The 7,835-nt window shown below is 46.0% G+C and carries 6 protein-coding genes and 3 tRNA genes; 4 read left to right on the top strand and 5 right to left on the bottom strand.

Features of this window, described 5'->3' with window-relative positions:
- Position 1 precedes the first annotated feature (1 nt).
- From ABHC48_RS11165 to ABHC48_RS11150, 4 genes are all read left to right on the top strand, one after another.
- Positions 2 to 74: transfer RNA gene (locus ABHC48_RS11165), tRNA-Asn, on the top strand.
- 31 nt (positions 75 to 105) lie between these two features.
- Positions 106 to 177: transfer RNA gene (locus tag ABHC48_RS11160), tRNA-Glu, on the top strand.
- Between the two features lie 28 nt (positions 178 to 205).
- Positions 206 to 276, top strand: a tRNA-Cys gene (locus tag ABHC48_RS11155).
- 164 nt (positions 277 to 440) lie between these two features.
- A complete protein-coding gene (locus tag ABHC48_RS11150) occupies positions 441 to 1,781 on the top strand; it encodes an MATE family efflux transporter (protein WP_195699510.1) in 1,341 nt (446 codons plus the stop codon).
- 71 nt (positions 1,782 to 1,852) lie between these two features.
- Here ABHC48_RS11150 and ABHC48_RS11145 read toward each other — a convergent pair whose 3' ends face one another.
- The 5 genes from ABHC48_RS11145 to ABHC48_RS11125 form a co-directional block, all read right to left on the bottom strand.
- A complete protein-coding gene (locus tag ABHC48_RS11145; RefSeq protein WP_173717580.1) occupies positions 1,853 to 2,653 on the bottom strand; it encodes a hypothetical protein in 801 nt (266 codons plus the stop codon).
- A gap of 257 nt (positions 2,654 to 2,910) precedes the next feature.
- Positions 2,911 to 4,560: an extracellular solute-binding protein gene (locus ABHC48_RS11140; RefSeq protein ID WP_173715684.1), complete on the bottom strand. Its 1,650-nt coding sequence runs from the start codon at positions 4,558 to 4,560 to the stop codon at positions 2,911 to 2,913.
- Positions 4,557 to 5,435, bottom strand: coding sequence for a carbohydrate ABC transporter permease (locus tag ABHC48_RS11135; protein ID WP_118583645.1), 879 nt, complete (start codon positions 5,433 to 5,435; stop codon positions 4,557 to 4,559). The genes ABHC48_RS11140 and ABHC48_RS11135 overlap by 4 nt, the downstream gene beginning before the upstream one ends.
- Before the next feature lie 282 nt (positions 5,436 to 5,717).
- Positions 5,718 to 6,611, bottom strand: coding sequence for a sugar ABC transporter permease (locus ABHC48_RS11130; RefSeq protein WP_118583647.1), 894 nt, complete (start codon positions 6,609 to 6,611; stop codon positions 5,718 to 5,720).
- 12 nt (positions 6,612 to 6,623) lie between these two features.
- Positions 6,624 to 7,718 (bottom strand): ABC transporter ATP-binding protein, encoded by a 1,095-nt coding sequence (locus ABHC48_RS11125; RefSeq protein ID WP_195699509.1) that lies wholly within the window; start codon positions 7,716 to 7,718, stop codon positions 6,624 to 6,626.
- Between the last annotated feature and the right edge of the window lie 117 nt (positions 7,719 to 7,835).

Here is a 7,835-nt window from a genome sequence, read left to right as displayed (position 1 = left end):
TTCCTCCTTAGCTCAGTCGGTAGAGCATTCGGCTGTTAACCGAAGTGTCGTTGGTTCGAGTCCAACAGGGGGAGTTTAATCGGAGCATGAAGCCCGATTTGATAAGGCTCCATGGTCAAGCGGTTAAGACACCGCCCTTTCACGGCGGTAACAGGGGTTCAAATCCCCTTGGAGTCATTCGCTTCGGCGAAGAACTAAATAATATGGTGCCATAGCCAAGTGGTAAGGCAAAGGTCTGCAACACCTCTATCCCCAGTTCAAATCTGGGTGGCACCTCTTAAAGCTCTTGATTTATTCAAGAGCTTTATTTGCGCACAAAATTCCGGTGCAAAATAGGTTTGGCTTGATCTGAAGGGGTGCGAGCTGCATTGAAAGTTCTGAACAGTTTCGAGGTGCAGTGCCGGAAGAAATTTTGGATTTGACGAAGGAGAAGAATTGAAATGAAAGAGGACAGACAGGACCTGACCACAGGCTCTATCTGGGGGAAAATGCTGTTTTTTAGTATCCCTCTGGTGCTGACCAACTTTTTGCAGGTGTTGTTTAATATGGCGGATATCGCGGTTATTGGTCAGTTTGCGGGCTCTTTATCATTGGGGGCAGTGGGATCCACTACTACGCTTGTAACTCTTTTTACGGGCTTTCTGATCGGTATGGGCGGCGGTACCAATGTTCTGGTGGCAAGATTTTTCGGAGCGAAGGATAAAGAAAGTACGATCAAGACGATACATACGGCTCTTTTGGTAAGTATGGCTGCGGGGATGATCGTACTGATCTTTGGACTGCTCTTTTCAAAGGGAATTCTGGAGCTGTTGAATACCAAGGAAGAACTTCTGGATGGTGCAGTACTGTATATAAGGATCTATTTTCTGGGAATGCCGGCAATGGCTCTTTATAATTTTGGTAATGCGGTGTGCAGTGCTTTTGGAGATACGAAGAAGCCTTTGTATTATCTGGGTGCAGCTGGTATTGTAAATATAGTATTGAATCTGTTTTTTGTAATTGTCTGTAAAATGGATGTGGCAGGTGTTGCAGCTGCAAGTATTATTTCCCAGTATTTATCTGCGTTTCTAATCCTCCGGGCTCTGGTAAAAGTGGGCGGGGATTATGCACTTCGTCTTTCCAAACTGAGGTTTGACAAGAGAATGGCAGGATACCTCATCCAGATCGGTCTTCCGGCAGGATTGCAAAACGGTATTTTTCAGGTGGCAAATCTGTTTATCCAGGCAGGCGTCAATACCTTTGATGCTACGATGGTGGCAGGTAATTCCGCTGCGGCAAATGCGGATGCTCTTTTGTATGACTCCATGGCTGCTTTTTATACAGCCTGCGGAAGCTTTATGGGGCAGAATTACGGTGCAGGGAAAAGAAAAAGAGTGCGAAACAGTTATCTGGTCAGCCTGGCTTATTCCTTTGGAATTGGAACTATAGGTGGTATTGCACTGGTTATCTTCGGCAGACAGTTCCTGGGTCTTTTTACCAATGATCCTGCGGTTGTGGATGCCGGAATGAAACGACTTACGATTATGGGATTTAGTTATGGATTTTCTGCATTTATGGACAGTGCCATTGCGGCTTCCCGTGCTCTTGGAAAGAGTGTTATTCCGACGGTTATTGTAATTATAGGATCCTGTATTTTCCGAATGGTATGGGTAAATACGGTGTTTGCCCACTTTAAGACGATTTCGTCTTTATATCTGCTGTACATTTTCTCATGGGGAATTACGGCAGTGGTGGAAATTATATATTGGGTACATGTATACAGGAACACAAAAATCGGATAAAAAATCCCGGGCATACGTGCTTCATAAAGGAAGCTGTGCCCGGGTGTTTTTTTGTCTGGAATTATGTGAAATTATTCAGCTGCTGTAACAGATGTAATGTGCGGGTTTACGCCCTCATACCAGTACAGGAAGCCTTCCATATCGATCTTATCGCCAATGTTCAGAGCTTCTACGGCTTTGTAAACATCGCTGTCTTTGTCACAGAGATAAGACTCTACTGTGAAAGTATAGGTTTCGCCGTTAAGGGAAACGTTGAAGTAAAGGTCATCTCCCTCAGAACCGGATCCATCGTAATTGTAAAGGTAAGCTACATCGTTTCCGTCAGCATCCTGTCCGGCAGCTTCTACGGTCATTCCCTTGAAAGATACCAGCTCGTTCTGATGATCGATCAGCTCGTCCTTACCAAGAAGATCTGTTACATCAAGCGGCTCTGCGATGTATTCGCCATCCTCAATCTCGAAAGAGGAAACATCTGCAACCTCAATCTCGCCAGACCATTCTGCCTTATATCCGGTTACTTTGATCTTGGTTCCCGGAACCAGCTTCTCATAGTCTTCTTCGGAGCATGGCATATTATAAATGAAGTATGCACCATCTTTGTCCTGGGTATAGAAGGTAGCTTTATCTTCCCACCAGGACTGCTTTGCCTGTACATAGGTCTCGATGGTAACTTCGTCATCAACAGCTGCTGCAAGGTATTCGTCATGGGTCATAACACCTTCGGATTTCACATCTGCATCTTCTGCAGTGCTGTCAGCTGCTTCTGTGTCATCAGCAGTTTCCTCTGCAGCAGTGGTATCCTCAGCCATAACAGCTGCCGGGAATGCAAATGTAAGAGAGAGCGCCATCAGTAATACAAGTCTTTTTTTCATAGTATCTCCTTTCTGGGTACGTAAATTCAGATGTCTGACAAGGTGAGTGTAAAGTCATCTGTCAAAAACGATTGTACACAATCACTTTTATTATAAACAAAATTATGGGGAAATCAAGCTTAAATATTACGCTTTTTTCGTTACTGTTCACTGGTAACGTTCCGCGAGGCGTTTTTTGTGAACAAAGTTCACAGAAAACCCGAGAATTGCGGCGCGAAATCATGCGAATGCATGATTTCTGTGCATCGCGAAGCGCGTTACTGTGAACGAAGTGAACAGTAACCTTTTTTCTTCTTTAATCGTTCAAGTAAAAGATAAAGAAGAATCAGACCCCAGACTACTGCCAGACTTCCAAGAAGAATTCTGGATTCTGCGGGAAGAGGTCCAAGCTCTTTTTTCCCGGAGGACTGATCAGAGGAAATCTGATCCAGGTGATACAGGGAGGTTACATCGCTGTAAAGTTTATCAATATAGGCATCATCAATCTCCTGTTTTCTTCGGACAGATTTGGTCACGCTTTCAATCAGCTGTCCTGCAGCATCACGTAAAGAAGCGGAGCCGTTAAATACAGGGGTAACAAAAGTGTGCTCTACATTGTCAAGGAGCAGCCTGGACGCTTTTATTTTTACATCGTAGTAAGTGGAATTGTCTTCCCCTTCCCTGGAAAGATAATCCTGATACTGGTCGGATTCCTGGGCTTTGCTGGTAACCGGCACATAACCTTCCGTTTCAGAATAAGCGGTCTGTACGTCATTTGTGAGCAGATACTGTGTAAAGAGCCAGGAGGCCAGCACTTCCTGAGGGTCTTTCTTATTGAAGATACATACAGAAGGTCCCTGTGAAATCATCTGCGGATTATCCGGATCAAACTGTGGAATGGTCATAACCTCTGTTTCAAAATCCACCAGAGCATCAGAACTGATGTCCACAAGAGGGGCATTTGTACCCATCCAGGTGGAGCCTGCTGTGGAATCAATGGCAAAGATACATTGCCCTGCATTCAGGAAGTTAGCCGGATAACTGGAAATTTTAAAAGTGGAAAAAGCACCGGTTTTTACATGCTCCGCGATGGTATCCAGCAGACTTGCCGTGGTGTCGTTAAAAAGCTGGATCTCTCCGCTGTCAGTGGAATATCCTGCATTTTTCTGCTTTAGCATTTCGATCATCATATTGTCTGTGGACTTGTCTATAAATGGAATCAGTACATTCTGATCGTTGACCTTGTAGGTTCCATCTGCATTTTGCGCCATAGCGGCTTCACTTACTTCCCACACAAAATCCCATGTGAGGGTTTCTGGAAGGGTGTATCCAAGCTTTTCCACATAGGTTTTATTTACATAGCAGGCTTCTGTGGAGCGCATGAAAGGCAGTGCATAATAGTGACCGGAAAAAGAACACTCCTGTAAAAAACGGGGAATGATCTCATCTTTTTTCACTGAGGCGAATTCAAGCTTATCACCGCCAAGTCCGTAGCTGGAATCTGCCATCAGATCGTCCAGAGGGACAACGGTATCGTTTCCCGTAAGGTAGGTGGCAATATGGTCCGGGTAGGTAATACATACGTTCGGAGTGGTGCCTGTGGCGATGTTGGTGATTACATCGTTGTAGATTTTGCCGTAGTCCGTGTAAAGCCGAAGATCTACGGTGATATTGGGGTACAGGGCTTCAAAATCGGATATTGCCTTTTTATAGATTTCGGTCTGGGTTTTGTTTGTGTCGTTTTTGGCCCAGAAAGTGATTTCGTAATCTCTGGAGGTGTCAAATTCCCCGGGAATGGTAAAGGCACTTTGGTCCTTCGCGCCATGACAGCCTGTAAGCAGAGTCACAGAAGAAAGGGCAGCCAGGGAAAAAAGCAGGAAAGGCTTTTGGTGGAACGCTCCAGGATGTTTTTGTCTGAATAGTCTCATCCTTTTGTACCTCCTCTTGAAACTCCTGACATAATCTTGTTTCTGAAAAGCAGGAACAAAATGATCAGGGGCAGGGAAATCACAACTACCGCCGCCATCATAGCAGGGACATTTTCACGACCGAAACCGTTTTCGCGAATCTCCTGGATTCCGTTGGAAACCAGATAGTAGTTCTGGTCATCGGTGATCAGTCTTGGCCAAATGTAGGAATTCCAGCATTCGATCACCTTCAGGATAGCAATGGTGACCATGGTAGGCTTACAGATGGGAATCATCACCTTGCAAAGGTATTTCAGATCTGAGGTTCCGTCCACTTTGGCTGCACGGTAAAGCTCATCCGGTACCTGTTCGAAATTCTCTTTCAGAAGATAAATATAAAATACAGAGGTGACAGATGGCAGGATCAGCCCAAGGAAGGTGTTCCGCATATCCAGGTTGGTGATGGTCACAAAATTGGTAATGATCACAAGTTCGTTTGGAATCATCATCAGGGAAAGGAATAAAGTGAAAGCCAGATTTTTCCCTCTGAATTCAAGCCTTGCGAAAGCAAAGGCGGACAGTGTGATCACAACCATCATAATAGCAGTGGTGGCAACTGTGAAAATCAGTGTGTTCAGCAGATATTTTCCCAGGGGCACTGCTGTAAAGGCATCTGCATAATTCTGCAGGGTGGGCGTCAGTGTAAAGAAGGTGGGAATGTGCTCTGCGTTGTAGGAACTGTAGCTTTTTACAGAGGTAAGAAGCATCCAGTAAAAAGGAAACAGTACAACCAGAGCCCAGATGGTAAGCAGCAGGTAGACAAGGATGTTTCCCAGGGAATGCCGTCTGGCGGCAGTATGCTCCGATTTTGTAAACTGAGTGGTATCTTTTTCCATGTTTTCTCCTTTATGAAGACTAGTACATCGTTTTCGAAATAACTATACCACTCACTTGTCTGTGAATCCGATTGCACAGGCATAAAAGCCTCGGCGTAGCCCGCTACGCCTGCGTTTTTATGCCTGCACACTCGAATCCACATCCTACGCGATTGGTGTAGTTATTTACGAAACGATGTACTAGAGCGTGTTTGAAAAAGGCTTTCTGTAAAATGTACGTCACAATTTGTGAGAGATTTTGCCCGAAAATACCTTTCAGATAAAGAGGGTGAACCTTCACCGTTACGAGTAGTATACATGTTTTTTGCTTACAAGCAGGTTTATGCAGGTGATTGTCAAAACAATAACAAACAGCAGGATCGCTGCTGCTGAGGCATAGGACGGGTAGCCGCCGCCATTTCCGTAAAGCATGTCGTAAACATAGCCTACGATGGTGTTCATGCCAGCTGCGTTTAAGTCTGTGCCAAAAAGGGCAACTGCATCGCTGTAAGCCTTGAATGCACCGATAAAACCAGTGATGATCAGATAGAAAACAGTGGGAGAGATCATCGGTAGGGTGATCCGGATAAAAATACGGAATCTGGAGGTACCGTCTACCCGGGCTGCATTGTAATAATTCTGGTTTACAGAAGCCAGGGCACTGGTAAGGATCAGTACCTTAAAAGGCATAACGATCCAGATGGTATAAATACATAATACCAGCATCTTCGCCCAGTATGGTCCGTCAATAAAATCTACAGGTCCCTGTCCAAACAGCTTCAGCACCAGGTTTATCAGTCCGTCGGAATAAGCGGTTTTTTTGAAAAGAATCATGAATACCAGTCCAACGGCCAGTGTGTTGGTTACATATGGCAGAAAGTAAATGGTCTGGAAAAGTTTTTTCAGAGCCTTCACAGAACTTAAGGCAACGGAAATCAGAAGTGCCAGCAAAGTGGAAAGGGGCACTGTGATCACAACCAGGATAAAGGTATTCCGGATCGCCTGGAGAAAATATGGGTCATGAAGGACGTAGGAATAGTTGTACATACCTGTCCCATAGTAAGTCTGGGAAGCGGAATTATAGCCCTCTTCAAAGGAATAGATAAAAACATCGATAAGAGGGTAGACCATGAAAATACCCAGAAAAAGCATAGCCGGCAGAAGGTACAGCCAGCCTTTGAAGTTTCGTTTGTTCATAGGAGCCTCCCTTTAAAGGTTGATCCGTTCACCAGTATCATGCCGGAACAGGAAGATCTTGTTTGGCTTGATAGAAAAACGGACGGTTTTTGCATCAAGCCGGATCTGGGTGTCAGAGCTGATGATGGAGCGGATCACAGGATTTACGGAGGATGCATGGGTGGAGACAACAGAGATGTCACGTCCCATTACTTCCATGCCTCCAAGCTGGCAGCAGAGCGCTCCCTTCTCATCGGGGATAAATCCCTCCGGACGGATTCCCACAGAAACCGGCTGGTCGGAGATCCCAGGTGTGAGAAGAACTGCATTTTCACCAATGTAAAGGCTTCCGCCACGGATTTGCCCCTCAAATACATTGATGGGAGGGGTACCAAGGAATTTGGCAACAAACAGATTTACAGGGCTGTCGTAAACGTCCTGTGGCTTCCCGATCTGTTGTACCACACCATCCTTCATGACTACGATCATGTCGGAAATGCTCATGGCCTCCTCCTGGTCATGGGTGACAAAGACAGTTGTGATCTTTGTTGCCCGCTGGATCTTGCGGATCTCTTCCCGGGTCTGGAGGCGGAGTCTGGCATCCAGGTTGGAGAGCGGTTCGTCGAGAAGCAGTACGCGTGGCATTTTTACAAGTGCACGGGCAATGGCTACGCGCTGCTGCTGACCGCCGGAGAGCTCGGAAGGACGTCGGTCCATAAGCTCTGTAATCTGCACCAGACGGGCTGCATTCTGAGCCCGCTCATCCATCTGGGATCTGGAAAGCTTGTCCTTTCCTTTCAGATTCTGAAGAGGAAAGAGGATGTTCTGCTTCACTGTGAGGTGGGGGTAAAGTGCATAATTCTGAAATACCATACCAACGCCGCGCCGCTCTGGGGGAAATGAAGTCACATCATCATCGCCGAAAAGAATTCTGCCGCTGGTTGGTTTCTCCAGGCCGCAGATCATATTCAGGGTAGTACTTTTCCCGCAGCCGGAGGGGCCGAGAAGTCCGATCAGCTGACCGTCAGGAACTTCGAAATTGAAATCGCTTACAGCTGTGACCGGCTCCTGAGCCTTTCTTCCACGGGGCGGAAACTGCTTTGTGAGATGCTCTAATACTATTTTCATAATTTCGCTCCTAAATGTTTAATAAAGGTAACTGTCCAGTACCTTCACAGTTACCCGCTTCGCACTGCAGCGGAAAGCCTTTTTCAAACATGCGCTGGATGTCGCTGGAGGCGACCA

This window comes from Ruminococcus sp. 1001136sp1, assembly GCF_039841815.1.
Taxonomy (GTDB): domain Bacteria; phylum Bacillota; class Clostridia; order Lachnospirales; family Lachnospiraceae; genus Blautia_A; species Blautia_A faecis.
The sequence above is the reverse complement of the archived record's forward strand: the minus strand, read 5'-3'. Positions and strand labels throughout refer to the sequence as shown.